The organism is Streptomyces sp. KR80, from assembly GCF_052245555.1.
GTDB lineage: Bacteria > Actinomycetota > Actinomycetes > Streptomycetales > Streptomycetaceae > Streptomyces.
In genome coordinates this window covers 22,320-48,934 of sequence record NZ_JBQQCD010000012.1, presented here as the reverse complement: position 1 = coordinate 48,934, position 26,615 = coordinate 22,320, and the positions used below count along the sequence as shown (strand labels likewise).

Sequence of the window (26,615 nt, the reverse complement as noted above, 5' to 3'; positions counted from 1 at the left end):
CGGATCAGCGCGCGTCAGCGTTCAAAGGAGCGGCCGGGTGTCGCCGAGGCGGGCGGCGCCCATACCGGTCTCGAGGGTGTTCCTGCCGAGCGGGGCCTGGCAGTACGGGCACAGCTCGTGCCGGCCTTGGACGGTGATCACGGTGCCCCAGCCGCGGCACTCGTGGCAGTCGCGGGCCAGGACGATGTTCGCGCGGGGGGCCGGGGTGGGAGCGTCGGGGTGGGCTCCGTGGGCCATGCGGTGGTGCTCCTTGGCTGTCGTTACGGTAGGAATATTATGACAAGACACGTATAGATATGCAAACGAAGGCCTGGTACCTGGCGGCATGGCGTCGGCAAGGGTCCGGATCCCGATCGGTGCATCCATCGGCGAGGTGTCGGCGGGAGTATCGGGGCGCTGTGTTGGGGGCGGTCGCGCCGGGGAGTGGATGGGGCTCATGCGGCCCGCTCGTCAAGCCCCGGGGCCGGACCGGCGGCGGGGGCCTGCTCCCGCGCACCGGCGGGGTGACGTCGGCGGACTCGCTGTGGCGGTCACCGTCGGCGCTGGGGGAGCAGGCCTTCACGTCGGAACTCACCGGCGGCGGTCGACCGGAGTGCGAGGAGATCTCACTCGGTTGTCAGAACGTCGCCCTGATGGATCCGTCTCGCCCATCAGTCCTGGAACACCAGACGGCGTTCCACGCCGGCCAGTTCGGCGAGGCGGCTGCTGAAGTTGCGCTCGACCTCCGCCTTTTCAGCGGCGTTGGGGTAGGGGTTGGTGCATGAGGTGCCGGCGGAGGAGCCGGACATCAGGCTCGAGCAGGGCCCGGGCTTCCTGTCGGGCAGGCCCAGGATGTGGCCGAGTTCGTGCGCGGCGATGCGTACCGCGTTGTGCCCCTGGTCGGTGGCCTGGCGGCCCATGTAGACCGTGCCGTTGCCGAGGCTCGTCACGGCGGCACGGGGCCAGCCGTTGTCCGCGATGATCCGGACGTTCGCCTTCTGCCCCTGTTCGACCGGCCTCAGCTCGACATTGGCGACGCTGTCGTTCCAGACTGTCACCCCTTGCTTCACGGCGTCGGTGAACTCGGCGGCCGCTCCGTCGTCGTAGGTCAGAATGGTCGGGGCCGCGGTACGTTCCGTCGCGGCGGCAGGAGCGGTGGCGGCCGACGCCTGGCCGCCCGACAGGACGAGCGTCGTCAACAGTGCCGCGAGTATCGCGCGTACGATTTTGCGGACTAGCACGATCAGCCTCCCTTGTGGGGGTCGAGAAGCATGGTGTGAGCATGACAATACGCTCCCCACGCAAGCCGACTCCAACCCGATCACCGCACCCATCCGGCTAACGGCTGTCCCCTGGCCGCCGAATGACGCCGGCGCGGCGAGTGGTGCCATCCCGAGAGGGAATTCGTCCGGGTCACCCGTGCTGCGCAGCCGGTGTACCGGAGTGACAGTGGAACAGGTAAGGGCGGATCACCATGCAGGGAATCGCCGACGGTGACATGCCGTGAGGAGCCCGTGCGTGGTCCTGTGGCGGGTGCGGCCGGCGATCAGGCGGGCAGGGCATCCGCTGATGCGAGGCGCCGTTACCGCGTTCCCATGACTTGGACGGAAGTGCAGGTGATGAGAGACCACCCCGGCGGTTCTTCGCCCGAGGACCTGGTGTGGGCGGCCCGCGCCGCAGGTGTGACGGATGACCGCGTGGCGGAAGCCATCCGCCGCACCCCGCGGGCCGACTTCGTCCCCCGTGCCCGCCTGGCATCCGCGTATACGGACGTGCCCATCCCCATCGCTCACGGTCAGGTGACCACGCAGCCTTCGCTCATCGCGATGATGATCAACGCTCTCGAGCTCACCGGGACCGAGCGTGTCCTGGAAGTGGGCACCGGCTACGGCTTCCAGACCGCGTTGCTGGCGCACCTGACCGCCTACGTCGTCAGCATCGAGCGCTGGCCCGACATGGTGGAGGAGGCCCGCCGCGGCCTCGCCAAGCACGGCCTGGAGAATGTCGAGATCGTCGTCGGTGACGGGACCCACGGCGTGCCCGCCCGCGCTCCGTACGACGCCGTCGTGGTCTCCGCGGCCTTCCCGGAGGTGCCGCCGCCGCTCGTCGAGCAACTCCGGGTCGGCGGGCGCATCGTCCAGCCCATCGGGCCGGGCGGGCAGGAGCAGGTCGAACTGTACGAGCGGCGAGTCCACGGCCTCGTACACCGCAGGAGCGTCGTGTCGGCCCGCTTCGTCCGCCTCTTCGGCGACCACGGCTATCCCCCCACGGACGAAGCCACTGACACCTGAGGGCACCCCTCCGTGCGGGGCGCCCGGACGGCGTACCCATGAGAACTGCGGGGCGCCCATGCCGGAGCGCCGAGTTCACCGGGATCTCCGGAGGATGCTCCGGCCTTCACAACGCCTAACAGAATGACGCTGGTTGGTGCTGGTGGCCCTGTCTGACGGCCGGGTTGAGCGTTGTCCGGCTCGTGGGGGCTTCACCGTGGAGATTCCGGTACCCGGGCCGCAAACCCGCTGCCGGACCGGAAGGTGCTGTGCGGGATCCTGTACGTGCTGTACACCAGGATCCAGTGGGAGTTCCTGCCCAAGGAGCCGGGCTTCGGCTCGGGCATGACGTGCTGGCGGCGGCTGCGCGACTGGAACGAGGCCGGGGTGTGGCAGCGGCTGCACGAGGTACTCCTGGCGGAGCTGAACGCGGCAGCGAAGCTCGACTGGTCCGGCTGTGTCATCGACTCCAGCCAGGTCAGGGCTCTAAAGGGGGATCCACACGGGCCCGTCGCCGGTCGACCGGGCCCGGGTCGGCTCCAAACACCACCTGATCACCGACGGCCGCGGCACTCCGCTCGCGGTGATCCTCACCGGAGCCAACCGCAACGACGTCACCCAGCTCCTTCCCTTGCTCGATGCCATCCCGCCGGTACGGGGGCGCGTCGGGCACCCCCGCCGCAAACCGGACTCGGTCTTCGCCGACCGCGGCTACGACCACGACATCTACCGAGATCGCCTGCGCGAACGACGGATCGTGCCCGCCATCGGCCGACGCGGCACCCGGCACGGCACCTACGGATGGGTGGTCGAGCGCACCTTCGCCTGGCTCCACGGCTTCAAACGCCTCCGCATCCGCTGGGAGAGACGAGCCGACATCCACGAAGCATTTCTCCGCCTCGCCTGTTGCCTCATCACCCTCCGACAGATCAACTCATTCTGTTGGCGGCTGTTAACCGTTTCGGGTTCGATCGGGACTCCGACCGAACCCGAAACGGTTCAACACCAGCGAACCGGCTGTCTTTTCACGATGTGTTCTGCTGGTGACCTGGTGGCGGTGAGTTCTGCGGACATCCCGGTTTTCACGGTTCGACGATTGGCTCCACGTCGATGATGACGGCCCCGTGGTCGCCGGCGTTACCGTCCTCGCCGCTTCCCCCGGAACCACCAGCAGACCCGGCAGAGCCGGGGCCGGCACCGCCGAAAAGCCCGCCCGGGCCGCCGGCGCCACCACTGCCGCCGGAGCCGCCGGAGCCGCCGTCGCCACCACTGCCGCCGGCGCCGAAGGCGTCGCCGTCGACGATGATGGCGGCGCCACCGCCCCCGCCGGAGCCACCACTGCCGCCGGCGCCACCGCCCCCGCCGGACCCGCCCGTACCGCTCTGTTGGCTTGCCCCCGCATTTCCGGTCGTACCGGAGCCGCCTCCGCCACCGGCGCTACCGTTGTCGCCACCAATTGTGCCGGTGAGGAGGCCCACACAGACGACTGATTCCCGGCCACCGGCACCGCCGGCACCGCCGGTACCGCCAGCACCGCCACCGCCGCCAGCACCGCCGGCGCCGCCGCCGATTAGGCCGGAACGGCCGCCGCTGCCGCCCCTGCCACCTGCCCCGCCGGTCGCGGACCCGGAACCGGCGCTGCCGCCTTGGGCAGAGGCCAAGTCAACCAAGGCGAGGCGCACCTCGCTGTCCCCACCATCGTCACCGAGGCCGCCTTGGCTGCCTCCGGTGCCGGAACTGCCGCTAGCTCCGGGGGAGGAGATCCCGCCGCCGGCGCCGCCGGCGCCCCCGCCCCCGCCGGTCCCGTTGCTGCCGGCATCCCCTCCTGCCCCCACCACGACGGTCAATCTTGTGCCGGGGCGAGCCGGCACATCGGTACATTCCACGAAGCCGCCGGAGCCGCCGCCACCGCCGCCGGCGCCGCCGCCCCCGCCGCCGCCTCCGCCCCCTCCTCCGCCGCCCACCGTTGTAACGGCGCTGCCGCCTCCTCCGCCTCCGCCTCCTCCGCCGCCGCCTCCACCGGCGCCACCGCCCCCGCCGGCCCCGGCGCCCCAGAGGCGGATGGTCAGAAGTACCAGGGGGTTCTCATCGGGGTCGCCGGGAACCGTGAAGGTGTGTTGGCCAGGGTCCGTGAACTCCTCCTGCTGCGTCGTCTGCGCAGCAGCGCTGTCAGCGACCACCATCGGTGGGAGCAGTCCGCCAACCAGCGCTGCCACCCCTACGCCGATCCGCATTCCCAGACCAGCGCGCTTCTGCACACCCGGCATTGCCGCCCTTGCCCCAGTTTTCGGCCAAATCTGGCTTGCCGCTGAAGGGTTATTCGAATCCCGCACCACGATGCGCCTCCTCGATGAGTACGCTTTTCATATGAAAGCGAACGTGACTGGCGTCGGTAGCTTTCTGAAAAAGCGGCCAAAGCGATTGTCTGCAAGGCAGAACGTGGCGCCAATGCCGCGAGGGGGGCGGGAAGGAGCGGAGCAGGGACTGCGGTTTAGGCAATGGCAAATGAATGGTGCCACTGAGGTGGCTGGGGTACTGACGGGCACCTCCGCCGAAGCCGACGGCACCTGGCGCCACCACGCTTCCGGCGATCACACGGTGACTGCAAAGCTTCACGCGTCGAGGAATACGCGGCAGTTGATTACATAAGCTCGCCCGCCGCGGCACCCGGCACGCCTCCGGCCTGGGACCCACCCCACGCCCGCCGCCCTCGACACGGACACGGATACGACCCGATACGCATCTTCACCTGAGGAGTGGGGCTTTCTTGACGACGACCAGGACCCTGGACAAGTCCCATCGTCAGAGGCACTCCGCACCTTTTTGATCAAACTTCGGACGGACCCGTTCATGAAAAGCGCGAGGTTAGTCATTCCGAACGGCCGTTGTGGCGGACATACCGGCTACCGGCAGCCGGCTCCGGTTGCTGGGCATCAGCCGGGCAGCGGCTGCTCGGCCCAGATGGTCTTGCCCCGTTCGCCGTAGCGGGTCCCCCAGCTCTGCGCCAGCTGGGTGATGAGGTACAGGCCACGTCCGCCTTCGTCCGTGTCCTGCGCCCGCCTCACGTGAGGAGAGGTACTGCTCCCGTCCGACACCTCGCAGATCAGGTTGCGATCACGAATCAACCGCAGAGTGATCGGTTCCTCTCCGTAGCGGATCGCGTTGGTCACCAGCTCGCTGACGATCAGCTCGGTGGTGAACGACTCCTCTTCCAGCCCCCACCGCGCCATTTGCTGCAGTGTCAGGTCTCTCGCCCACCCGACCAGTTCGTCTTCCGCCTCGATGCGCCAGGTGACGTGCCGGTCCCGGGCCAGGCCGTTCATACGGGCCACCAGGACGGCCACATCGTCCTGAGGGTGCGGCGGCAACAGGCGGCGGACCAGTGCGTCGCACACTTCGTCCGGCGTGGCTGAAGGGGGCGTACGGGAGAGCATCTCGCGCATACGGCGCAGCCCGATGTCGAGGCCCTGCTCGCGCGACTCCACCAGGCCGTCGGTGTAGAGCACCAAAAGGTCTCCGTCCCCCAGTTTGATCTCTCTCGCCTCGAAGACGACACCACCCAGGCCCAGGGGCGGGCCGCCGGGCAGGTCGACGAAGTCCACGCTGCCCTCCGCCGACACCACTGCGGGCGGAGGATGGCCGGCCCGTGCCAGGACGCAGCGGCGCGACACGGGGTCGTAAACCGCATACAGGCATGTCGCGTTCACCGCCTTGTACCCTTCGTCGCCGCGCTCGTCGAGGAAGCGGTTCATCTGGTCGTCGAGGTGCGTGAGAAGTTCCTCGGGAGCCAGATCGAGATCCGCGAGGGTGCGTACGGCGGTCCGCAGACGGCCCATGGTCACGGCGGAATGCAGGTCGTGCCCCACCACGTCGCCGACCACGAGGGCCACGCGCCCACCGGACAGGGAGATGACATCGAACCAGTCGCCCCCCAGTCCTGTGTGCCCGCTCGCCGGCAGATAGCGGGACGCGGTCCGCACCGCTGACAGCGAGGGCAACCGCTGAGGGAGCAAACTGCGCTGCAAGGTCAACGCCGTCGTCCGCTCCCGGTTGTAGCGGCTCGCGTTGTCGACGCATATCGCCGTGCGGGTCACGAACTCCTCGGCCGACCGCACATCGGCGGCCTCGAACCGGAGGGGATTGCGGGAGCGCAAGAACACCGCCATGCCCAGTGGGATGCCGTGCGCGACCATGGGGACGAGGAGCCAGGAGTGGATCTGCGGCCCAGCGGACGGCGCGCCCTGTCGAGGATCGACGGCGGCGGAGCAGGCGAGCAGTTCTTCGCCTGTCAGCAGTACGGATTCGCCCTTCGCCAGAGCCTTGACGAACGGGGAGTCGGGTGCCATCGCCGGGGTGTCCAGGTCACCCACCGCCACCGCCCCACTACTCTTCGGCTCCCCGTCCTCCGGCACACCGTTCCACGCGGCCCGGCGCAACAGCGGGGGATGCGGCGCCGGGCCGCTCCCCGGTTCCTCTCCCTGGAAGAGGGGGTCCAGCAGGTCGACGTAGCAGATGTCGGCGAACCGGCGCACCGCGAAGTCGGCCAGTTCCCGAGCGGTACACCACAGGTCCAGGGTGCTGCCGATCCGTGTGGCGGCCTCGTTCGCCAGCGCCAGTCGCTCGCGTGAGCGGGCCCGCTGGGTCACATCGGAGACTGCGTGGGCCAGCGCGATCACTGTCCCGGACGGGTCCTTGAGCGGCAGGATGGACTCGGACCAGACATACTCGCGCGGCGGAGTTCCGGGGAGGACGTGGCCGACCACCTCCGTGTCGATGAGGGCCTGGCCGGTCTCCAGTACTTGTCGTTGCCGGGCCTCGAAGGCGTCCATGTCGAGCAGGCCGGGCGGGGCCATCTCGCGCATGGTGTGCCCGGTGTACTCGGTTCCCCGGAAGACTCCCGCGCGTCGTTGGGCGAGGTTCTGGGCGACGAAGCGCAGGTGTGTGTCGAAGACATCGATGTGGAAGGGGATGTCGGTGAACAGTCCCTTCAGCAGTGCGCGGCCCAACTTGTATGCACGGACCGCCTGGGTGCTGGCTGCCTGCACCAGCCACTGCCGTTCGCCGGTCACGGAGATGAAGGGGCGGGCCCAGACTTCGGCCTCCAGCGGCTCCCCGTTGCGCTGCCGCAGCACCAGCGGGCTCGGGCGGCAGCCTCCGTCCGGGTCCCGGCGCTGCAGGATGTCCGCGGCGTCAGCGGGGTTGTACAGGAGATCGGCCGCACTGCACCCGAGGACTTCCCGCGCCCGGTGGCCGAGCATCCGCTGGGCTCCTGGGCTCCAGGCGGCCACCCGGCCGCAGGCGTCCAACAGTGCGTCCGCCTCGCCTCCGGGCTCCGGGAGCTCGCCGGAGTCGCCGCGGAAGGTGATGTCGCGCATTCCGTACCTCTGGCTTGCCCATCTACAAAGAACCTTTAAGCACCGTTAAGGACTCTTAGGGCAAATACTCATATAAATAATACTCTGGCTCCCAAGCACTCGGCCGCGGTAATGGCCGGGTGCCGGCTTCGCGTGCACCGATGCTGACGCGGAAAGGTACGACCCGCAGGGGCAAGCCCACGCCGCCCATATCGGCCTCGGTCGCGCGTACTGCTGCTCGGCTGGGCTTCGTACACGGAGTGCACTGGCTACCCCGGCATAGTCACGATACGTATCCGTACGTTCCGCTGCTTCGGGGAATCCCCGACACTCGAATACGCGACTTTGCCAGTCTCAATCTCGTGTTCAGCCGCCGGCCCCGCAACGGGCATCCGGTGCCGACGCGCGCAGGTTGGCCCGCAGGCCGGCGAGCTCGGCCATGCGCGCGTCGATAACCTGGATCTTCTCCTCGAACAGCGCAGACAATGCTTCCGCGGCCTCCGGCGCGGCGCGCAGTTCCTCGCTGTGCCGTGCGATCTCCCCCAGTGAGAATCCGAGCGTCTGCGCGGTGCTGACGTAGTGCAGCCAGGCCACTGTCTCGGGCGGGAAGTGGCGATAGCCGTGGCCACGTAGCCGAACAGCCCGACCGTCGAGGCTGCTGGTCGGGGGAGACTGTCGCGCGCAGCGACACCAGGCCGGCGTTGAGCCCGGCCTCGAAGCCGAGCCGCCTGAGCACCTTGCCAGGCAGTTGCGGGGCGAGTAGCCGCATCTTGGCCTCGGAGAGGTAGACCAAGTCCCGCATACGTGCCTCCACAAGGCCGGTTGCCTCGACCATAGCGCCGCGGCACGAGCGGAAGCCAACTCCCGCCAGAGCATGCGCTGTCCTGTCCCCGGCGGGCCCGATGACGGGATCGGCACGGCCAGGCCGTACCGAGGCGCGGCCGAGCCGGCCGCGCCTCGGTATCCGTTCTCCGGACGGCCGTCAGGTGGTGAGCAGGGCCCGCGCGGCTGAGGTTCCCAGCCCCGTGGGACCGCCGAGCGGCACTGGCATTCCGGAGCCGTGGCGGCGCAGATCGGCCTCCGCGTACCGGTGACAGCCGTGGTGCCACGTCAGGATTCCCGAGAGCCAGTTCTGCAACTCTTCCACGTATCCGTTCAGGACCTTGCGGGCGTCCGCTCCCAGTTCGAAGTCGTCGTACAGGACGGGCAGCTCGTTCGCGGCCACGTGCTGGAACTGCCGCATCCGGGAGGTCATCAGGTCGTGGATGATGGCCAGCGCGGTCGGGTAGTCGCAGTCGAAGAAGTTCTGGACGACGAGGATTCCGTTGTGGACTTCGCCCTCGAACTCGATCTCCTTCTGGTAGGAGAAGACGTCGTTGACGAGGGCCGCGTAGTCGGAGGCGGCGTTCTCCAGGGAGCGCATCGGTCCGCTCCGGTAGATCTCCGGGGGAACCCGGCGTCCGTGGGCGAGACGGCACAGACTCATCGTCAGGTCGGAACCGAAGGTCTTCCGGCGCATCTCGATGTAGTCCACCGGTTCAGGAATGCGGTTCTGTGCCTGGTTGGCGAGTTCCCACAGCCAGCTGGAGGTCATGTCCTCGACGGCGGTGCGCAAGGTGCGGCGGGCGGTCACGTCCATCGGGCCCGCCGTTCGCGCCCACAAGTCGGCCAGGCCCCGCTCCAGCGCGTTCGTGGGCGGTACGGGTGTGGCGGAGGAGTCGACCGGCATGAACGCGGAGAGGCGATCGTTGCACGCCTTGGCACCCGCCAGATCCCGGGTCCGGCCGAAGACGGCGGGGAAGTAGTCGTCCCCGTACGTGCCCCAGGTCAGCCAGCCCGAGGTGAGATCGAGCTCCTCGGGAGACGCATCCGGATGGATCCCCGCGGCGCACAGAGGCAGGTCGATGGCGACGAGCCTGTCCTCGTCCCAGACGTGGGAGCCGGGAATACCGGGCTGCGGTTCGAGCATTCCCATCCGGTGCGCCCACGCGACGACATTGCGACGGGAGCCTTCCAGGTACGGGCTGAGCCGTGCGGTGAACGGCATGACGAAGTCGGGAAGTTGGGACGGCCCCACCCGCTGATAGGGGATGTGGCTGAACTTCCGGAGCCGCCCGACACCGGCCCGACCGGTGAGCTGGCCGACACCCGCCCCAGAGGTTCCCAGGCCGGTCGGAACGAGGGTGAACCACGGTGCGGACTGCGCCGCGGAACCGCCGCCATTCATGTAGCGGCTGGACCGCATATGCCACTCATGGCCGCCCGACTGCCAGTCCTGGAGCCCCTTGACGTACGCCAGGACGTCGGCGCAGGACTTGGGGTCCAGGGCCTTCTCGGCGAAGAGCGGGCCGAGTTCGGTGAGCGCGGTGTCCTCGAACTGCTGGAGCCGCGAGGTGAGCAGGTCGCCCACCGCGTTCGCGGCCTCCTGAGTGGTGCAGCCCAGGAAGGTCTCCAGGACCAGGACACTATTGGCGAGTTCGCCCTCCTCCTCGGTCTCCCGCTGGTAGGAGAACAGGTCGTTGCGCAGGTGGACCCCGTCGGAGAAGGTGTCCCGGAGCACCCGCAGCGGCCGGGAGTCGGCGACGGCAGCCGGGACTTCGGCCCTCGCCGCGTACTCGACGAGACCGGCCGACCACGGAGCTCCGCCGACCTTGCGGCGCATCTCGATGTACTCGACCGGGTTGGGGATCCGGCGGGCGTTGATGTTGGCCAGTTCCCAGAGCGATTCGTTGAGCAGGTTCTCGGTGCTCTCGGCGAACCGAGCCCGCCAGTCCATGGACATGGTGGGCACGGTCCTGGTCCATAGATCGGCCAGGCCCGCCTCGACGGGATTCGTCGGCTCCGGGGTGCCGGCGGTGAGGTCCATCGGCATGAAGGCAGGGAGCCGGTCCAGGTACTCCTTGCCGCCCTCCCGGTCCTGCGATCGCTTGAAGGTCTCCAGGAAGTGGTCGTCGAAGAAGAAGACCCACACGTACCAATCAGTCACCAGCGAGAGCGCCGGGCCGGACGCGTCGGGGTGGGTGTAGGCGCACAGCAGTGCGTAGTCATGGGAGTCGAGATCCTGCTCGTCCCAGATTCCCGACCCCTCCAGCATCCCCATATCGCGCGCCCACTTCTTGGAGTGCTCCCGCGCCTCCTCCAGATGGGGATTGAGGCGGGCCGGATACGGCATGTAGAAGTCCGGCAATGCAAAAGGCTGTGTCACTGAACCCGGCCTTTCCCGAAAGCGTCCGTAGAGAGCCATGTGCGGATGATCTGCCAGCGTGGGCGCAAAGGCGGGCGGTGGCCTTCCGGCGCTCCCGCAGCCATGGGCACCAGTGAGGAACATGGCCGCTCAAGGCCACGTGCCCCATGAGCCACCCCTACCGATGCCACCCCACCTGGTCGGCTCAGCACTACCCAGGCCACGCCTGGCTATCCGGCGCCAACAACAGTCATATGAACGCCAATTGGTGCCTGACGGATGCGTCCGAGCAGCCAGTGACGTGGGAACCCGGTGGACGGGGGCCGGCGACGCGAGCCAGGATCCACAACACCAGGATCAAGGGAAGGTGGGACGTCGATGCTGATCCGAGCGGCGCAGGCCGACGAAGCCGGAATTCTGAGTGAGTTGGCGCTGCGCTCGAAAGCCCATTGGGGTTATGACACGGTCTTCCTTGCCGAGTGCCGGGAAGAGCTGACCCTACGGCCTTCTGAGATCGAAGCTCGCCGGGCCACGGTGGCAGAGCGCGATGGCCACATCGTTGGATTCGTCACGGTCGAGGGGCAGCCACCCGTGGGAGCGATGGGCATGCTGTTCGTGGATTCGCCTGCCATCGGTCAAGGCATCGGCCGTCTGCTGTTCGAGCACGCTCTCACCGCGGCGCGACGTTCGGGGTTCACGCGGCTGACCATCGACGCCGATCCCCATGCCGAGCGGTTCTACGGCGCGATGGGAGCGACTCGTATCGGAGTCGTGCCGTCCGGATCCATCCCAGGTAGAGAGCTTCCGCTGATGGCGGTCGACCTCGAGAATTGACTGCTCCTCCGGCTGAAGGCGGAGGGTTCCAGCCTTCAGGGTTGATGAGGATTCCTGGCTCACGCTGCCCGGCGGGGCGGCGCCCCGCCGGGTCTTGTGCGATCAGCACCAGCCGGGTTCAGACCTGCCCGGACGAGCATGACGCGGGCGGAGTTCTTGTCCCTGGGGCGGGATACTCCGCACGCGGTGCAGGTGTAGGTGCGCTCACCCAGCGGCAGTGCGTGCTTGGTTCTCGCTCCGCAGTGCGCGCAGTCCATCGTGGTGTGCGCGGGGTGTACCAGGTGCACGGCGCGTGCGTGCTTGCGGCCCATCTCGATCAGGGCCGCTTTGGTCGCGCCGATGGCGGCGTCGGCGGCCTTGCGGGCCATGGTGGTCTTGGCCAGGAACTTAGGGCGGAAGTCCTCCACCGCCACAGCATCGTGGTCCCGGACGACCTTCTTGGCCCACCTGCGGGCGGTGTCCTGGCGCTGCCGGGCGACCTTCTTGTGCAGCTTGGCCACCTGACGCTGAGCACGACGGTAGCCCTTCGACTGCGGCTTGCCTTTCGGGCGTTTCCGGCGGGCCATCATCCGCTGGTAGTGCGCGAGCCGCTGTGCGGCCTTCTTCCCGTGCTCCGGGTGGGCAAGGTCGTGGGTGGTGCTGGTGGTGGTTGCGGTCTCTTTCACTCCCCAGTCGATCCCGATCATCCGGCCGGTCGCGGTCAGGGGCTCGACCTGGGCAGGCACGACGAACGAGGCGTACCAGTGGCCCAAGTTGTCCCGGTACACGCGCACGCTGGACGGCTCAGCAGGCAGTTCCCGCGACCACACCACGGTCAGCACGATGCTGCCAGCGAGATGCAGCGTGCCGCCTTTGAGGCGGAAGCCGCGCCGGGTGTAGTTCAGCGTCGGATCGGCCTTATCCTTCTTCTTCCACTTCGGCATCCCGGCCCGCTGCCGCATCGGCAGCCGATCCTTGATGTCCCTCAGCGCCTTGGCGCGGGACGTGCCGAAGTCCCGGATGATCTGCTGCTGAGGAACCGAGCTGCCGTCACGCAGCCACGGGATTATCGCGCGGGCCTGGGTCAGCATCCTGTCCAACCGGGCCGGGCCGCACTTCTCACCCTCGCGGTGGGCCTTCTTCGACCTGGCAACGCACTCGTTCCAGACCCACCGGCACCGCGCCCACTCGCCCATCAGAGCAGCGTGCGCGCCTGCCGACACGCGAAGCCGATAGGTGTACCGAGCATGCCCGGCCTCCTCGGCTATCTGCGGTGTCGTCATGATCGCCAACTTACCTGGGAGGTACGACAGTTGAGAGCTGCAGCGCGATGTGGGCTGCCTTACCGGCGTGGCGGGTGGACGACGCATCGCCTTGACGGCGATTCGTCCACGCCCGTCCTGTTCCGCAGTAGTCTGATTCGCCCCCGCAAGCGGGAGGTACCCCCACCCCGGCCTGAAGGCCGGGGCATCCTCGGAGGTCTTCGGTGAGTGGGGCGGCCCTGGACAGTGCCCCTGTGCAACAGTCTGGGGGTATTCGCTCGCGCGTCACCGGCCGAACCGGGCACGCCCGTCGATAGCGTCGCCTTGACGGCGTACCGACGACCGAGGAGACATCGCTCCCGTGCTGCCCCTGTCCCTTGCCGAGCTGGCCGCCCTTACCGGCGGCCGGCTGGCCGATGCCCTGGACCCTGCTGCCCAGGTGACGGCGCCGCTGGCGTTCGACTCCCGCACCGTGCAGCCTGGCGGGCTGTTCGCCTGCCTGAAGGGCGAGCACACCGACGGGCACGACTACGCCGCCCACGCCGTACGGGCCGGGGCGGTCGCCGTGCTCGCCGACCGGCAGGTCGGCGTCCCAGCAGTGGTGGTGCCCGATGTCCTGGTCGCCATGAGCGATGTCGCACGGACCGTCGCGGACCGGCTGACCGACACGACCGTGATCGGCATCACCGGCTCGGCGGGGAAGACCACCACCAAGGACCTGCTGCTGCAGATCCTGCGGCGCATCGCGCCCACGGTGGCGACGGAGAAGTCCTTCAACAACGAGATCGGCCTGCCGGTCACCGTATGCCGTGCGGATGCCGACACCCGCTACCTGGTGCTCGAGATGGGGGCCCGGGGCCGAGGGCACATCGAGCAGCTCTGTGCCGTGGCCCGGCCACGGATCAGCGGGGTGCTGTGCGTGGGCACCGCCCACGTCGGCGAGTTCGGCAGCCGTCAGGCCATCGCGGACGCCAAGGCCGAGATTATCGAAGCTCTCCCGGACGCAGCCGACGGCGGCATCGCGGTCCTGGGCGGCGACGACCCCCTCGTACGCGGCATGGCCACCCGCACGCGGGCCCGCGTCCTGCAGTTCGGCCGGGCCCCGGACGCGCACCTGCGCATCAGCGACGTACAGCTCGACGAGGCGGGGCGCAGCCGCTTCACGCTGACCACTCCTCAGGCCACGGCCCCCGTACGGCTGCAGCTGTACGGCGAGCACCACGTCGCCAACGCCGCAGCGGCCGCCGCGCTGGCCCTCGCCGCCGGTGCCGACCTGGACACCGTCGCCGCCGCCCTCACCGAGGCGCAGCCGCTCTCCAGCGGACGCATGCAGGTCACCGAGCGCCCCGACGGAGTCACGGTCGTCAACGACGCCTACAACGCCAGCCCTGACTCGATGCGGGCCGCTTTCCACGCCTTGGGCACCCTCGCACGTGGCCGCAGAATCGTCGCGGTTCTGGGGGAGATGCGCGAACTCGGTCACGAGTCGGCACAGGCGCACGAGGACATCGGACGGCAAGCGGCGGCGTGCGGTGTGCAGTACCTGATCACCATCGGCGGGGAGGACGCGCGAGCGATGGCCGTCGCAGCTCGCGCCGGCGGCGCCCAGGCCGAGCACGTCCAGGACCGGGCTGCCGTCCTCCCACTGCTGGAGGACCTCCTGGGCCCGGGAGACGTCGTCCTCGTCAAGGGCGCGAACGCCTGCGGTCTGGAGGCCACGGCTCGTCAGCTCGGCGCTTGCTGAACCACCTGCGCGCCGAAGCCGGGAGGCTGCCCGGCCCGTCCGCAGGCGGTGACGTCCTGCCAGGCGTCCGCTGGAGCCGAGCCACGGCGGCCCGCCAGGGCGGGCCGCCGTAGTCGCCGCTTTCGCTGTCGCTCACCGCCCGCCGACGACCGGCAGATCGAGAAAGCCCGAGTCACCAGGGGCACTTGTCACGGTGACCGTCTTGATGCCGCGGTTGCCGTAGAAGGCGTCGTCGCTCGCGGCGATGACGAGGCGGAGCCGGTGGCCAGGTTCGTAGCGGTGTACCACGGCCGGGAGCGTCACAGTGAAGCGCCGGGTCACGTCCTTCACCCGCGCGGGTGCGACAAGGCGGTTGACCAGGGTCTGGGTGCCGTCGGGGGCGACGTCGTAGATCTTGGCGAACAGGACCAGGCGATGGGAGACGTCCGTTTCGCCCTGCGTCTGCTCGGCCGCCGGGGAGTCGACCTTGAGGGTGACCTTGGGAGCGCCGACCACGTCGACGGCCCCGGAGAGCGGAGCGGAGCTGTAGGCGACGAACGTGCCCGGCGTGTCGTACGGCTCGGGGTCGAGCGGGCCGAGGCGGCCGGCTAGCGGGCTCTCGGAGTGGCTGGTGGCCGTCGGCCCGTTGTGGTACGAGAGGCTGCCGCGCCGAACCTGAGAGGCGGAGTCGACGAGCGTGCCGTCGCCGGAGAGGTGCAGGCGCTGTGCGGTCCCGACGGGGAAGGCGGAGGAGGTGCCGTAGCCGGGCGCCCAGTCGCGGTAGTACGCGAACGCCGGCCCCGTGCTGGTGGCCGTACGTCGGTGCAGGTAACGGTCGAACCAGGCGAGGATGCGCCGTCCCACATAGGACGAGTCGAGATTGCCGGTACCGATGTTCAGCTCGCCCGGGGCCGGGTCCGTCATGCCGCCGCTGTGTCCCCAGGACTGCCAGATCATCTTGGCCGTGGTGCCCTGCGCGCGCAGCGTCGCATACGTCGCCGCCGCCTCGTTGAGATGGAAGAGCGTGTCGTTCTCGCCCTGGATGAGGAGCGTGGGTGCCTTCACGCGGCTGAGGTAGGACACCGGGGAGACACTGCGAGCGAAGGCGAAGGCGCGCCGCGTGGGCTCAGCCGGGAAACGGCCGCTGTCGAGCAGGTACTTGGTGTCGCACGCGCGGGGAACGAAGTTGACGCAGCCAGCACTGGCACGGCTCGGGTCGACGGCGATGTTGAGCAGTCCCTGGGCCTGGCCGATCTGGAAGAAGAGGTTGGTCCACTGCCACTTGTACACGCCGGGCGTCCCGGAGCTCACGCCCCGGGTGGTGTCGGTGCTGTTGGTGGCCAGGGAGTAGCCGAGGTCGTTCCACGTGATCAGGGGGACGAGCGCGTCCACGCGGCGGTCGATCGAGGCCGTGGCCAGCTGGACTGCGCCGCCGTACGAGCCGCCGATCATGCCGACGCGGGGGTCGCCCGAGCCGTCCTTGGTGACGAAGTCGCGCGTGCCGAGGTAGCTGACGAGCCGGCTTGCCGCCTTGCCGTCGATGGCGGGGTCGTCGAGGGAGATGCGGCAGCCGGACTTGCCGAACCCGAGGCCTGAGTAGGCGAGGACGACATAGCCGCGAGAGGCGAAGGCCTTGGCGATGGCGTCCGTGGAGCCGTCGGCCTTGCTGCCGCCGAAACCGTTGGTGGTGAGGACCGCGGGCGCGCGGTGGGCGGCGTCGACGCCCACGGGCCGGTAGAGGTCGGCGTCGACCAGACATCGGGTGGCATTGTCCGCGCCGACCGTCACGGTGAACGTCAGGGGTGTGACGGTATAGGCGGGCTCGCCTGCGCGGGCCGACGACGGCGCTGCCAGCGCGAGCGGCGCGGTGAGCAGCGAGCCGGTGGCGAAGGCGATGAGTTTGCGGGAACGGATGCGACGCACCTGGACCTCCACTTACCGGCCAGTAGGTAACCGGCCCGTATGGTCTGGCTGTGCTCCACCCGTGTCAAGGCTTCGGACAGAATGCCCCGGCGAGACACCACACCGCCGAGTGCCTCGAATGGTTCGCACCTGGAGCGCGCAGGCGGCGGCGGAATGAGCGCGGCGGCGGCCACGACGATGAACGAGCAGCCAGCCATCAGGAGGCGATCGCGCCCGCAGCGAAAAGCGCACGCGGCGGTGTGTGATTAGACTCGCAATCATGGCCGTCCCCATGGCGAGGTCGGCGCGTGGGCATCGAGCCGTCCCGCATACCGCCGACATCCGGCTCGAGGCCTGGGCCCCGACGCGTGACGAGTGCATCGCGGAAGCGGTGCTCGGCCTCGTGGAGTCCTTCGCGGACGTCTCACGGGTCCGCCCCGCGCGGCTCGTCACGGTCTCCGTCGCGGAAGGACCGGCCGAGGACATGCTGCTGGCGGTCCTCGACGAAGTGATCTACCGGCTGGATGTGCACGGTGAAGTGCCCGTCGACATCGAGGCGGACGCCGCCGACGGCAGTCTCGACCTGCGGCTCGCCGTCGCCGATACGGACGCGGTCGAGCCCATCGGAGCGTCGCCGAAGGCGGTATCACTGCACGGGCTGCGCTTCGCCACCGACCACGCGCGGTGGTCCTGCTCGGTGACCGTGGACGTCTGACCTCCCGGCCCGGTCCTCAGCGGCCTTCAGCCCTTGACCACGCCGAGCGGAGTCAGCCGCGCGACCCTGCGGCACAGGCCGGCGGCCTCACTGGTCTCCACGACGGCGTCGACGTCCTTGTACGCCTCCGGAGTCTCCTCCGCCAAGCCCTTCCACGTGCCGGCGCGCACCGCGATCCCCTGCTGCTCCAGCCGGGCGCGCAGCTGCTTCCCGGGCACGGTCTTCACGGCTGCGTGCCGACTGAGCACCCGGCCCGCACCGTGGCAGGTGGAGTAGAACGCCTGTCCGCCGGGCACCCCCGCAAGCACGTACGAGGCCGTGCCCATGGTCCCCGGGATGAGCACGGGCTGACCGACCGCGCGCAGGTCCGGCGGCAGGTCGGCGTGGCCGGGCGGCAGCGCCCGCGTCGCCCCCTTGCGGTGCACGCACAGCCGGCGGGTCGCGCCGTCGACGGTGTGGGATTCCACCTTCGCGAGGTTGTGGGACACGTCGTAGACCAGATCGAGGTGCGCGTCCGCGACCTTGGCGAAGACATGGCGCGCGGCGTCGGCGAGCAGCTGCCGGTTGGCGCGGCCGTAATTGGCCGCCGCGGCCATCGCCCCCAGGTAGTCCCGGCCCTTCGGGGAGTCGACAGGCGCACAGGCCAGCTGACGGTCGGGCACCTCGATTCCGTAGCGCGCCATGTCCGACGCCATCGCCCGGACATGATCGGTGCAGATCTGATGGCCGAGCCCGCGCGAGCCGCAGTGGATCATCACGCAGACCTGGCCGATGCGCAGCCCGAACGCCTCGGCGGCCGTCTCGTCGTACACCTGGGCCACCCGCTGAACCTCCAGGAAGTGATTGCCCCCGCCCAGGCTGCCCACCTGGCCAAGACCGCGTTCCAAAGCCCGCTCGCTGACCTGCCGCGCATCCGCGTCCGACACCACGCCGTAGTCCTCGCACCGCCGCAGATCACGAGCCTCGCCGTGCTCCTGCTCCACCGCGTACCGAGATCCGCCGGTCAGCACCTTCTCCAGCTGGCTCCGCCCCGAAAGGTGCCAGACCGCGCCGCGTCGCATGCCCCGCGGGGTGGCGTGTCCCAGGCCGTCCATCAGCGCCTCGCGCACCCGCGGAAGGTCGTCCGCGTCGAGGTCGGCGGCCAGCAGCCGTACGCCGCAGGAGATGTCGAAACCCACGCCGCCCGGTGAGACGACTCCGTCCTGCTCGATATCGGTCGCCGCGACCCCGCCGATCGGGAAGCCGTAGCCCCAGTGGACATCCGGCATCGCATACGAGGCCATGACGATCCCGGGGAGCGTCGCGACATTGACGACCTGCTGCAGCGCCTCGCCGCCGCCCTCGGGCAGCAGGGCGCGCGAGGCGAACACGACACCGGGGACCCGCATGCGTCCCTGGCGTTCGATCCGGAACCGGTAGGGGGTTTCCTCGACGATGTCCATGGCGATGTCCTTCACGGACCTGGGGCGCAGACGCTTCCGGAGTGCCCGCAGTGCGGCCCGCCATGCCTGTTTCCCCGATCGCGACGGGATACGGCATCGGGCTCAGCCGGGCCGGTGGTGCGTGCCACGGCCTTGGGCGAGCCGCACGGCTCTCGATGGGACTGCGTCGAATGCTGAACGTATGGGTGACGAGGAAGTGGTGATGTGGCCGCCGCTGGAGGTGATGCGACCCAAGCGGGCCGCGGCGATTCCCCCCGAGGACGGCATGCCGGGCGGGGTGCAGTACACGGTGAAGCTCGACGGGTTCCGTGCGCTGGCGTTCTCCCTGCCGCGCCGGGTGACGCTGCAGTCCCGCAGTGGCCGTGACCTGGCGCGGGACTTCCCCACCATCGCGAGCGCCGTCGCCACCCTGCCCCACGGCACGGTCCTCGACGGGGAGATCTGCGCATGGGTCGAGGGGCGCTTCGCGTTCGAGCAGTTGCTGCGCTCCCGGGCGGCTCGGGACGCCGACCAGGTGGCGCTCGCCTACATTGCCTTCGACCTTCTCGCTCTGCCCGGGCGGGATGTCCGCGGCCTGCCACTGTCCCAGCGCTGGGACCTGCTCGAGGGCGCGCTGACCCATGCGGCTCCGCTGATCCAGCGGGTGCTCGCCACCGAGGACCGTGCCGTCGCGCTGGACTGGTACGAGGGCCTGACCGCGGCCGGAGTCGAAGGCCTGGTCTGCCGGTCTCTGGCGTCCCACTACCGCCCCGGGGACGCCCGGGCGTGGGTGAAGGTGCGGCACAGCGACACCACCGACGCATCCGTGGTGGCGGTGATCGGCCCGCCCACCCGTCCGCAAGCCGTCGTCGTCGAGCTCGCCGACGGCCGCCGCAAGGTCACCGTGCCGCGGCTGGACGCGGTTCAGGCCCGGCAGGTCGCCGCCGCCACGGCCGACCGGCTCGGCTCCGCCCGGACGGATCCGGATCTGGGTCCGGTGCACCCGGTCACCGAGCGGCTCCTGGCGGAGGTCGAGGTCAGGACTGGCCGGGACCCCGTCGTGCGGTTCGTCCGCCTGCGCGGCGAGCTCTGAAACCCACCCCGCAACTCCAGGCGCGCGCCGCCACGGCTCTGCTGTTCCAGCACCGTCACACGGCCGCGCGAGACCCCTCCCGCGCGGCGGCGCACCCGTCATGAGGGACGGCACAGCACCGGATTCTGCAGTTCGGCGCACGGGCGGTGGCCGTGGGAGCGCACGATGTCCTTGCCAACCTCGTTCGTGAGATAGCGCAGGAAGCTGGCCGCCATGGAGTCGGCCCGGACCTCCCCGTATGTATAGGCGTACTCCGTCTCCCAGAAGGGGTACGCCCCGTGGTCGGCCCCCTCCAGGGTGGCCCGGTGGCCGTTGATCCGTACGAGTCCCGCCGGCCGGAGGCGGCCCCGACCTCGCTGTAGCCGAAGGCGCCGGGGGTCGCGGCGACGGCATCGAGCACGTCGCCGGTGGAGCCCCGCGCGCAGCGCACGACGCCGCGCCCCGCGCCGGGTGCCCGCTCCCGGCAGTCGTCGGAGGTGTCACCGGGCTCCCGCCTGCCGTCGAGGATCTGCTGCTCGAAGGCCCTCCGCGTACCGGAGTTGGAGTACCGGCCGACGAGACGGACCGGCTGGTCGTGGCCGCCCACCTCCTTCCAGTTGGTGATGCGCCCCTCAGAGAGCCGCCTGATCTGCTGCAGGGAGAGGTCCTGGACCCCCGCCTCCTTGTTGACGACGGGCGTGAAGAGGGAGAACGCGATGGGACGCGGCAGCAGCTGCGGATAGCCGTCCCCCTTGGCGCCGTCGGAGAACGCCAGCCGGTCGGGGCTTCCGGAACCGCTCTCCCGCCCGGCCTGGTCCAGCCCACGCACACCCTCTGAGCTGCCTCGGGTCTCCAGCGTGAAACCGGCTCCCGGGCAGGTGTCCTCGTACGCCCGGGCCGCTTCCCGCAGGACGGGCGCGAAGGCCGTGGACCCGGTGAGGGTCAGCTTCCCCGTGGCACAGTCCAGGGGAGCCGCCGTGTCGTCCCGGGTGAGGGAGACGGTCAGCTGGGCGAGGATGACCAGCACGAGGAAGCAGACCAGCGCGATGGCCTGCCAGGACGTCCCCGTATGGCTCCTGGTTTCCTGTATTCCGCCGTTTCCGACACCGCCCTTGATGCCGCCGACGATCTCGGGGGCCTCGAACTCCTCAAGGCGGCTCTCCGTGTTCTCCGTGGCACGTTCGAGGGCGGCCAGGACCTTGTAGTGCGCGGAGCGGTTCAACGGCACCTTGGGGAGTTCGATGACCCCGTTCCGCACACTCAACCCCGAGCCCTCGCCGAAGGAGGGGCGCAGGAAATCGTCGCTGAGTTCCGTCACCACCATTCCGGCCACCCTGCGCCCGGGAAAGCGGATGCGGATGCCGACCTTGTCGTCGTCGAGGACGGCGTAGTCGGTGGTGTCGATATGGGTCGCCCCGTTGTTCTCTATCCGCAGCAGAACGAACGATGGGTCCACCATCCGCGTACCGTCCTCCTGCTGCAACTGCTGCAGGGCGCCCGCGTACTGGGAGTGGACCGCGTCGGTGGCCGTGGTGTCCATCTGCACGCGATAGCCCAGCCGTTTGCGGCCCACGACGACGAACTCGTACAACGCGGCGATGATCGGGACGACGACACCGAGTACCGCGAGCGTGACGTCCCACGGAATGTTGTCCACGACAGCCCCCGTCGCCCAGCAGAACCTAAGGTGGACAAAGTACGAGGCCGCAGGGGGCTGCGGCCCCGTGTGGCGACGACCTGTCAGCGAGTGTTCACCAGACGTTGAGGTGAGGCGCCCAGGCATTCGGCCGATCGCGCGACACTGCTGTATTCCGTTGTCTCGCAGGGGAATTGACGTCTTCCTCTCACGACGGCGTCGCCCGATCCGCGTAACGCAGCAGCACTCCGACCCCGTCATCCAGCGGCAGATCGTCCTGCGGTACGACGACCAACTCGGCGCCCGTACCGACGACCGCACGGATCAATGCCGCATCGGCCGGCTGCTCCTCGACGGCGCTCACACCGAAGGACTGCAGATCCGCAGCCGAGAGGGCGATCTGCGCAGGCTCCGGCCCGGCCCAGAGCCGACGCGGGAACTGTGCAGGCCGATTGAGCAGCAGCACACCGGCCTGACCGCGCTGCAGCGCGGCGACGGTCGCCGACAAGCCCTCAGCCGCACCGCCCTCCCGGGCCCGCTCAGCCAGGAACCGTCCGATCCGTTCCCGGTCATGTGTCGCCATACGGTCCCGGAACAGCTCACCGAGTTCCCGCTCCAGCAGCGCCCGGCCGGTGTCCTCCGCCAGTGCGTCGCCCTCGACGGTGAGCACACGCTCACGCAGCCGCTGCGGCAGATGGTGGATGAGCACGCCGCGGGCCCACACCACCCCGCACACCACGATCACCTCGGCCCCGCCCCGGTCGGCCAGGGCTTCCAGCTCTGCGACGAGCTCGGCTGCAGCCTCCTGCCACTCGTCTGCCGGAACCCGCCGGTGCAGCCGGTTGCCCGGCGCGACGCTGCTGATCGGCCACCTGCCGGACTCCAGCTCGACCCGCAAGGCCGCCTGCTGGGCGCCGGTCTCACCTCTCAGGTCGGCACGGCGCACGACGACGGCCGCGTACGGAATGTCCGGCGCGTGCTGCGCCGCCAGCGGCAGGGCATCGGGCACCGTGACGTACCGCGCCCTGTCGTGCACCGGCGGCTCGGGCAGCTCTTCCACCAGGGCCAGCTGCCCGTGTGCCGCGAAGATCGCTTGACCGTGCCGTCCGGGCACGTCCCGGTCGGTGCCGACCACGTCGGCCAGCGCCTCCACCGTGGCCGGATCCGCGCCCTGGGCGGCCAGCTCATCGCGCAGGTGACGTCGGCGCAGCTCGACGGCCGAGTCGGGGTCGTCGATGTCGCGAGAGGTGTCGACATAGGCACACGCATACGGTCCCGGCTGTGCGTACAGCGGTGCGAGGAAGGACAGCTTCACGATTTCCTCCTCCCGGCTCAGTCCCCGGTTACCCCCAAAGTCCGGCTTCGATCACGAGCGCGGCGTGGCGTCGTCGGCCGCGCCACGACCAGGGCCGACGGTCGGGGCCACGTCATCCGAGAGCAGGCCGGCCGCCACCGCTTCCAGCGGCGCAGCGACCAGCTGCGCCAGGACCTCTGCCAGCCTGCGCCGACCAGGCTTCCGAGCACTCGGAGCTCAGGGACTCACTCACTCTTTTGGGTGTCTCCGGGATGCCCCCACACCCTCGCGAGATCACGGTTGGTTCATGGCGCGGTGGGAGCGTCATCACCGGCTCCGACCATGCTCGTTCGACCGCCCAGCCCCATGCGACGCACACAGGAGGCCCCCCGTGGCAGCAGGAGCGAGCAGGACCAGCAGGTGCGTCGACTGGGGGAAAGCGGACTTCGGCCACATCTACGACTGCCCCGACCCCCGGACGTACTTCGCGACGCTGCAGCCACTGGAGTATCAGATACCCCACCACGGCCAGGCAGTCTTCCGCGCCCTGGCCGACGCCCTGCACCGGCTGCGTCCCGAACGGACGCCGCTGACCGTGGTGGACCTGTGCTGCTCCTACGGGATCAACGCGGCGCTCCTCAACCACCATGTCACCCTGGCCGACTTGTACGTCCGCTACACCGCCGACCGCCTCGCGGCCCTGCCGACCCGGCAGCTCGTGGCCGAGGACCGGCTGTTCTTCGCAGCCCGGCGCCGCCCCGACGCCGCGCGGGTGACAGGCATCGACGCGGCATCCCAGGCGGCGGCGTACGCCCATGACATCGGGCTCCTCGATCACGCCTTCGGGGAGAACCTCGAACTCACCGAGCCGAGCCCGGCCCTGCGTCGCGCGTTGGTCGGTACGGATCTCATCATCATCACCGGAGGCGTCGGCTACGTCTTCGTCAACACCTTCACCAGGCTCCTCGACAGCATGGCGACACCGCCGTGGATCGCGGCGTTCGTGCTGCGCACGGTGCCCTACCAGCCGATCACCGAGCTGCTGTCCGGCGCGGGTCTGGTGACCGAGCGCCTTCCGGCCCGGACGTTCCGGCAGCGCCGCTTCGCGGACCGCGCTGAACAGCACGCCGCGTTCCGCGCCCTGGCGGAGATCGGACTGCACCCGGCGGGCAGGGAAGCCGACGGCTACTACCACACCGACCTGTACCTCTCCCGGCCCGCCCCCGACGTCGCAGCGCTTCCCCTCGCACGCCTGCTGTGAGCCGGGAGCCGGGGACCGCCAGGGGATCACGAGGGCAGGACCTCGGGACAGACACAGTGCGCGTGGCTGCGATCGCGGGGCATCGTCTGCTGACACCGGAGCACGTGCGTCACACCGGACGCGGATGGCTTGAGCGCTCCGCGCGGGAGGACATGTCTGTGCCGCGCATCCCGGCGCGGGGGAGCCGACTCGGGTGCGGCGCGACGAACGGAGCCTCGTCGCGCGCCGTGTCGCGGCCGATTCGGCCGTGTCCGTTGGATGGAACAGGTAGGTCCCCACGTGGCGGAACACCAAGCGTGACACGATGGGAACGAGGGTGAGGCGTCGGGCAGTTGGGGACGTGGTCTGCCTGGACCGGAACGCGGACGGATCCCGTATCAGCCGGGTTATGAGGAGGGGAAGTCTGGTGAGCAGTCTCAACAAGGGGTTTGGGAAAGTCGAGGTGGCACTGAGGTGGGATCCCAGCCCTTCTGGTGAGCCGGCCCATGATCTGGACATCGTGGCTGCGACGTATGCCGCGGGCGACCCGTACGGCAAGCCCGCATACCTCGTGCACTTCGACAGCCGATCGCCTGACGGCACGATTGTTCTCAACAGGGACAGCCGGACCGGTCAGGGTTTGGGTTTCGATGAGGTCATGACGCTGGAGCTGGATCGGTTGGCGCCCGCATACGCTCGTGTGGTCGTGGGCGTTGCCATTCAGCAGCGCGAGGGCCGGAGAACTTTCGGCGAGGTGGCGCATACGGGTGTCCGGGTTCTTGAGGGGCATCATGCGCTGGCGGAGAACGACTTCGCCGGTGTCTCCGGGTGCACCGCTGCGACGGTCGCGGAGTTCACTCGGGACGGTTCGGGGGGATGGGAGTTCCGCGGGGTCGTCCGGGGGTTCGATGCCGACCCGGTTTCGTTCGTCGGGATGATGGGCGACAAATTCTCCTGATGCTCGGTGGCGCCGGCTGTCCTGGTGCATCCGTGCGGAGCGGATCGGCACCGGACTCGAGCCGGTGCGCCGTGAGGTGACAACAAGGAGTCCGCCGACCGTTGGGTCCGGCGGACTCCAGTAGGGCGGTTGTGCCGCAAGGCCTGACGCTGAGGTGTCTGGGGGCTGGGCTGAGGCTGGAGGGTCAGCGTGCCCAGGTGTACTTGTCTCCGCCGACCCACCTCACGACGGCTGGATCATCGAGATCCACGTGTGTGAAGCCTGCGTGCTGCACGATTCTGATCACATCCACGATGCCCGAGGCCTTTCCGGCGGGGACGCCGTTGATGTGGACGATGCGGAATGGCGGGTCGCCGGGAAACACGCGGGAGACGAGGATGGGAACCGGTGCGGGAGTGTTCATGGTTCCAGCGTGTGTCAGCTGTTCAGTCACTGCACGTTCAGCCATCCCGGGGGCTGCGAGCCGGGCCGGATACACAGCTAGGTGATGTCGTTTGGATCATCGTGCGGACCACAGGAAGATGCCTGCGACGCGGAGTGCGGCCAGGTAGATGGTTGCGGTCTTCTCGTAGCGGGTGGCGATGCCTCGCCACTGCTTCAGGCGGTTGATGCACCGCTCGACAGCGTTGCGCTGCTTGTATGCCTCGCGGTCGAAGGCAGGTGGCCTGCCACCGAGGGCTGCCGTCTCGCAGCCGGTGACCCTGCTGATCTGCCGGAACCGGGATCACCGCCCGGATTCCGCGTTTGCACAGGTGCTCGCGGATGGCGCGTGAGGAGTACGCCTTGTCAGCCAGGACCATGTCCGGCCTGGCGCGGGGCCGTCCACGGCGGCGGGGAACGCGCAGACGTGCCATCACACCGGTGAACGTGGGCGCATCGCCGGCCTGTCCGGCGGTGAGATGGAAGGCCAGGGGCCGGCAGCGGCCGTCGGCTGCGAGGTGGATCTTTGTGGTCAGTCCGCCGCGGGACCGGCCGATGGCGTGGTCAGCCGGCTCACCGGCCGGGGCCCCTTTTGCGGGCCCCGGCCGCGTGCTGATGAGCGCGCACGATCGTGGAATCCACCGAGACGGCCCAGTCCAAGTCCTCATCGGCGTCGGCTTGGCCATCAGGGCGGTGAACCCCCGCTCCCACATGCCATCGACGGCCCACATCCGCAGCCGGTTGTAGACGCCCCGCCAGTTGCCGTACCTCTCCGGCAGGTGCACCACTGCGACCAAGTCTGGAACTTCCAGGTAATCGCATCGATCACCTCATGGTGATCACGCCATCGCCCACCCTTCGGCGTCCGGTCTGGAAGTAACTGCTCGATCCGCGCCCACTGCGCATCAGTCAACGGCACACCCGGACCAACCACCGGCTGATCCAAACGAAACTGCATAGCCGTGGTCAGGTGTCTTCAGGATCCAGCTCGAACGTGAAATAGATGCTCAGCGTGTAGGGCTCGTCCTCGTCGTGCGCGAAATCCCATGACACATCTACCAGGAAGACTTTTTGTTCCCCCGCCCACTCGTAGGCTTTCCTAAAGGCTTCCGCGGCAGTTGTGGCGGGGAACAGCTTCCTGGCCATTGGATGCACCTGAGTCTCAGCATCCGTATCGTCGAACCCTCCGGAACTTCCAGGCAGAGGCCGGGATCGAGCTTCATGGACTACGCCCTGTCCAGTCGGCTTACCGGTACGAGTCGACAGAGGCTGACCCTCTGAGCACGACGCCCGGTAGGACCGCCGCACACCCGGAAGGGTTGCTTCTGCCGACCACGCGGCGAGGTGCCGCGGCCGGTGGAACGGCCCCGCG

The 26,615-nt window shown here is 69.2% G+C and carries 21 protein-coding genes and 3 pseudogenes; 9 read left to right on the top strand and 15 right to left on the bottom strand.

What is annotated here, in order from left to right:
- Window positions 1-21 precede the first annotated feature (21 nt).
- Together ACTWQI_RS18225 and ACTWQI_RS18220 are read right to left on the bottom strand one after the other, a co-directional pair.
- Window positions 22-237, bottom strand: coding sequence for a hypothetical protein (locus tag ACTWQI_RS18225; RefSeq protein ID WP_443271670.1), 216 nt, complete (start codon window positions 235-237; stop codon window positions 22-24).
- Window positions 238-650: 413 nt separating this feature from the next.
- Entirely contained in the window at window positions 651-1,220 is a 570-nt protein-coding gene (locus tag ACTWQI_RS18220) for a snapalysin family zinc-dependent metalloprotease (protein WP_443271668.1), read from the bottom strand.
- Between the two features lie 354 nt (window positions 1,221-1,574).
- On the opposite strand from ACTWQI_RS18220, the gene ACTWQI_RS18215 reads away from it, so the two are divergent.
- The 3 genes and pseudogenes from ACTWQI_RS18215 to ACTWQI_RS18205 all read left to right on the top strand — a co-directional run bounded on the left by ACTWQI_RS18215 (window position 1,575) and on the right by ACTWQI_RS18205 (window position 3,739).
- Window positions 1,575-2,270, top strand: coding sequence for a protein-L-isoaspartate(D-aspartate) O-methyltransferase (locus ACTWQI_RS18215; protein ID WP_443271667.1), 696 nt, complete (start codon window positions 1,575-1,577; stop codon window positions 2,268-2,270).
- A gap of 225 nt (window positions 2,271-2,495) precedes the next feature.
- Window positions 2,496-3,201, top strand: a pseudogene (locus ACTWQI_RS18210) (IS5 family transposase); the annotation flags it as partial.
- Window positions 3,202-3,373: 172 nt separating this feature from the next.
- A complete protein-coding gene (locus ACTWQI_RS18205; RefSeq protein WP_443271666.1) occupies window positions 3,374-3,739 on the top strand; it encodes a hypothetical protein in 366 nt (121 codons plus the stop codon).
- A 1,443-nt stretch (window positions 3,740-5,182) separates the two neighbouring features.
- On the opposite strand, the gene ACTWQI_RS18200 is transcribed toward ACTWQI_RS18205, so the two are convergent.
- The 4 genes and pseudogenes from ACTWQI_RS18200 to ACTWQI_RS18185 all read right to left on the bottom strand — a co-directional run bounded on the left by ACTWQI_RS18200 (window position 5,183) and on the right by ACTWQI_RS18185 (window position 10,808).
- Entirely contained in the window at window positions 5,183-7,624 is a 2,442-nt protein-coding gene (locus ACTWQI_RS18200; protein ID WP_443271665.1) for a SpoIIE family protein phosphatase, read from the bottom strand.
- A 262-nt stretch (window positions 7,625-7,886) separates the two neighbouring features.
- A pseudogene (locus tag ACTWQI_RS18195) lies at window positions 7,887-8,233 on the bottom strand (MerR family DNA-binding protein); the annotation flags it as partial.
- 37 nt (window positions 8,234-8,270) lie between these two features.
- Window positions 8,271-8,405 (bottom strand): annotated as a pseudogene (locus tag ACTWQI_RS18190) (DUF7019 family protein); the annotation flags it as partial.
- Between the two features lie 180 nt (window positions 8,406-8,585).
- Complete coding sequence (locus ACTWQI_RS18185) at window positions 8,586-10,808, bottom strand: family 2 encapsulin nanocompartment cargo protein terpene cyclase (protein WP_443271663.1); 2,223 nt, start codon at window positions 10,806-10,808, stop codon at window positions 8,586-8,588.
- Window positions 10,809-11,165: 357 nt separating this feature from the next.
- Between ACTWQI_RS18185 and ACTWQI_RS18180 the strand changes: the two genes are divergently transcribed.
- The gene (locus tag ACTWQI_RS18180; protein WP_443271661.1) at window positions 11,166-11,621 is read left to right on the top strand and encodes a GNAT family N-acetyltransferase; all 456 of its coding nucleotides are present in this window, start codon (window positions 11,166-11,168) and stop codon (window positions 11,619-11,621) included.
- 59 nt (window positions 11,622-11,680) lie between these two features.
- Here the strand turns inward: ACTWQI_RS18180 and ACTWQI_RS18175 are convergent, their stop codons facing one another.
- A complete protein-coding gene (locus ACTWQI_RS18175) occupies window positions 11,681-12,883 on the bottom strand; it encodes an RNA-guided endonuclease InsQ/TnpB family protein (protein ID WP_443271659.1) in 1,203 nt (400 codons plus the stop codon).
- Between the two features lie 340 nt (window positions 12,884-13,223).
- Here ACTWQI_RS18175 and ACTWQI_RS18170 point away from each other — a divergent pair, with 340 nt between their 5' ends.
- On the top strand, window positions 13,224-14,606 hold the full coding sequence (locus tag ACTWQI_RS18170; RefSeq protein WP_443271657.1) for a UDP-N-acetylmuramoyl-tripeptide--D-alanyl-D-alanine ligase: 1,383 nt from the start codon (window positions 13,224-13,226) through the stop codon (window positions 14,604-14,606).
- 132 nt (window positions 14,607-14,738) lie between these two features.
- On the opposite strand, the gene ACTWQI_RS18165 is transcribed toward ACTWQI_RS18170, so the two are convergent.
- A complete protein-coding gene (locus ACTWQI_RS18165; protein ID WP_443271655.1) occupies window positions 14,739-16,508 on the bottom strand; it encodes a CocE/NonD family hydrolase in 1,770 nt (589 codons plus the stop codon).
- 259 nt (window positions 16,509-16,767) lie between these two features.
- On the opposite strand from ACTWQI_RS18165, the gene ACTWQI_RS18160 reads away from it, so the two are divergent.
- Entirely contained in the window at window positions 16,768-17,202 is a 435-nt protein-coding gene (locus ACTWQI_RS18160) for an archease (protein ID WP_443271653.1), read from the top strand.
- A gap of 26 nt (window positions 17,203-17,228) precedes the next feature.
- Here ACTWQI_RS18160 and ACTWQI_RS18155 read toward each other — a convergent pair whose 3' ends face one another.
- Window positions 17,229-18,644, bottom strand: a complete 1,416-nt coding sequence (locus tag ACTWQI_RS18155; protein ID WP_443271651.1) for an RtcB family protein — start codon at window positions 18,642-18,644, stop codon at window positions 17,229-17,231.
- Between the two features lie 181 nt (window positions 18,645-18,825).
- Between ACTWQI_RS18155 and ACTWQI_RS18150 the strand changes: the two genes are divergently transcribed.
- Window positions 18,826-19,716 carry an ATP-dependent DNA ligase gene (locus ACTWQI_RS18150; RefSeq protein ID WP_443271649.1) on the top strand — a complete coding sequence of 297 codons (891 nt, stop codon included), beginning with the start codon at window positions 18,826-18,828 and terminating at the stop codon, window positions 19,714-19,716.
- Between the two features lie 55 nt (window positions 19,717-19,771).
- Here the strand turns inward: ACTWQI_RS18150 and ACTWQI_RS18145 are convergent, their stop codons facing one another.
- On the bottom strand, window positions 19,772-21,352 hold the full coding sequence (locus ACTWQI_RS18145) for a substrate-binding domain-containing protein (RefSeq protein WP_443271647.1): 1,581 nt from the start codon (window positions 21,350-21,352) through the stop codon (window positions 19,772-19,774).
- Between the two features lie 187 nt (window positions 21,353-21,539).
- Window positions 21,540-22,646, bottom strand: coding sequence for a baeRF2 domain-containing protein (locus ACTWQI_RS18140; protein WP_443271646.1), 1,107 nt, complete (start codon window positions 22,644-22,646; stop codon window positions 21,540-21,542).
- A 370-nt stretch (window positions 22,647-23,016) separates the two neighbouring features.
- Between ACTWQI_RS18140 and ACTWQI_RS18135 the strand changes: the two genes are divergently transcribed.
- Together ACTWQI_RS18135 and ACTWQI_RS18130 are read left to right on the top strand one after the other, a co-directional pair.
- Window positions 23,017-23,886 carry a hypothetical protein gene (locus ACTWQI_RS18135; RefSeq protein ID WP_443271645.1) on the top strand — a complete coding sequence of 290 codons (870 nt, stop codon included), beginning with the start codon at window positions 23,017-23,019 and terminating at the stop codon, window positions 23,884-23,886.
- A 406-nt stretch (window positions 23,887-24,292) separates the two neighbouring features.
- Window positions 24,293-24,823 (top strand): TerD family protein, encoded by a 531-nt coding sequence (locus ACTWQI_RS18130; protein ID WP_443271643.1) that lies wholly within the window; start codon window positions 24,293-24,295, stop codon window positions 24,821-24,823.
- A 184-nt stretch (window positions 24,824-25,007) separates the two neighbouring features.
- On the opposite strand, the gene ACTWQI_RS18125 is transcribed toward ACTWQI_RS18130, so the two are convergent.
- Genes ACTWQI_RS18125 through ACTWQI_RS18110 form a run of 4 tightly spaced genes read right to left on the bottom strand, consistent with a single transcriptional unit; the run spans window position 25,008 to window position 26,389 of the window.
- Complete coding sequence (locus tag ACTWQI_RS18125; protein ID WP_443271642.1) at window positions 25,008-25,226, bottom strand: hypothetical protein; 219 nt, start codon at window positions 25,224-25,226, stop codon at window positions 25,008-25,010.
- A 37-nt stretch (window positions 25,227-25,263) separates the two neighbouring features.
- Complete coding sequence (locus ACTWQI_RS18120) at window positions 25,264-25,974, bottom strand: transposase (RefSeq protein WP_443271640.1); 711 nt, start codon at window positions 25,972-25,974, stop codon at window positions 25,264-25,266.
- Window positions 25,929-26,201, bottom strand: a complete 273-nt coding sequence (locus ACTWQI_RS18115) for a transposase (RefSeq protein WP_443271639.1) — start codon at window positions 26,199-26,201, stop codon at window positions 25,929-25,931. The genes ACTWQI_RS18120 and ACTWQI_RS18115 overlap by 46 nt, the downstream gene beginning before the upstream one ends.
- Before the next feature lie 8 nt (window positions 26,202-26,209).
- Entirely contained in the window at window positions 26,210-26,389 is a 180-nt protein-coding gene (locus ACTWQI_RS18110; RefSeq protein ID WP_443271637.1) for a hypothetical protein, read from the bottom strand.
- Window positions 26,390-26,615: the final 226 nt, after the last annotated feature.

Bases quoted from the DNA above. Each gene is read 5' to 3' on its own strand.
- ACTWQI_RS18125 (WP_443271642.1), bottom strand. From the start codon at position 25,226: ATGAACACTCCCGCACCGGTTCCCATCCTCGTCTCCCGCGTGTTTCCC.
- ACTWQI_RS18200 (WP_443271665.1), bottom strand. From the start codon at position 7,624: ATGCGCGACATCACCTTCCGCGGCGACTCCGGCGAGCTCCCGGAGCCC.
- ACTWQI_RS18175 (WP_443271659.1), bottom strand. From the start codon at position 12,883: ATGACGACACCGCAGATAGCCGAGGAGGCCGGGCATGCTCGGTACACC.
- ACTWQI_RS18155 (WP_443271651.1), bottom strand. From the start codon at position 18,644: ATGGACATCGTCGAGGAAACCCCCTACCGGTTCCGGATCGAACGCCAG.
- ACTWQI_RS18225 (WP_443271670.1), bottom strand. From the start codon at position 237: ATGGCCCACGGAGCCCACCCCGACGCTCCCACCCCGGCCCCCCGCGCG.
- ACTWQI_RS18160 (WP_443271653.1), top strand. From the start codon at position 16,768: ATGGCCGTCCCCATGGCGAGGTCGGCGCGTGGGCATCGAGCCGTCCCG.
- ACTWQI_RS18180 (WP_443271661.1), top strand. From the start codon at position 11,166: ATGCTGATCCGAGCGGCGCAGGCCGACGAAGCCGGAATTCTGAGTGAG.
- ACTWQI_RS18120 (WP_443271640.1), bottom strand. From the start codon at position 25,974: ATGTGGGCCGTCGATGGCATGTGGGAGCGGGGGTTCACCGCCCTGATG.
- ACTWQI_RS18110 (WP_443271637.1), bottom strand. From the start codon at position 26,389: ATGGCCAGGAAGCTGTTCCCCGCCACAACTGCCGCGGAAGCCTTTAGG.
- ACTWQI_RS18215 (WP_443271667.1), top strand. From the start codon at position 1,575: ATGACTTGGACGGAAGTGCAGGTGATGAGAGACCACCCCGGCGGTTCT.
- ACTWQI_RS18115 (WP_443271639.1), bottom strand. From the start codon at position 26,201: ATGCAGTTTCGTTTGGATCAGCCGGTGGTTGGTCCGGGTGTGCCGTTG.
- ACTWQI_RS18150 (WP_443271649.1), top strand. From the start codon at position 18,826: ATGGGTGACGAGGAAGTGGTGATGTGGCCGCCGCTGGAGGTGATGCGA.